Source organism: Algoriphagus lutimaris (assembly GCF_017051705.1).
Taxonomy (GTDB): domain Bacteria; phylum Bacteroidota; class Bacteroidia; order Cytophagales; family Cyclobacteriaceae; genus Algoriphagus; species Algoriphagus lutimaris.
The window spans coordinates 1-287 of record NZ_JAFIDJ010000034.1 but is presented as its reverse complement, the minus strand read 5'-3'; the positions used below and the strand labels follow the sequence as shown (position 1 = coordinate 287).

The following is a 287-nucleotide window of genomic DNA, read 5'->3' as shown; positions in this document are numbered from 1 at the left end:
CGATCATCGCTTGGAACTTCTCGCGTTAGTCGCGGATCGCCCGCCAGCGCAACCAGTGGTCGGCAAGCACTAGCGCGACCATTGCTTCGCCCATCGGAATGAACCGCGGCAACAAACACGGATCGTGACGGCCCGTCGTTCGGATCGTAGTCGCGTCGCCGCTGGACGTGACTGTGTCTTGGCTGCGTGGAAGGCTGCTTGTGGGTTTCACCGCGGCGCGGAGCACGATCGGCATCCCGCTCGAAATCCCGCCCAACATCCCGCCATGACGATTGGAGCGCGTGACA

1 protein-coding gene is annotated in these 287 nt (G+C 63.1%); it reads right to left on the bottom strand.

The features are described from left to right. Positions 1–25: 25 nt before the first annotated feature. Positions 26–287 (bottom strand): chorismate synthase (locus JYB62_RS19670; protein WP_205647095.1); only part of this gene is annotated, 262 nt, incomplete at its 5' end.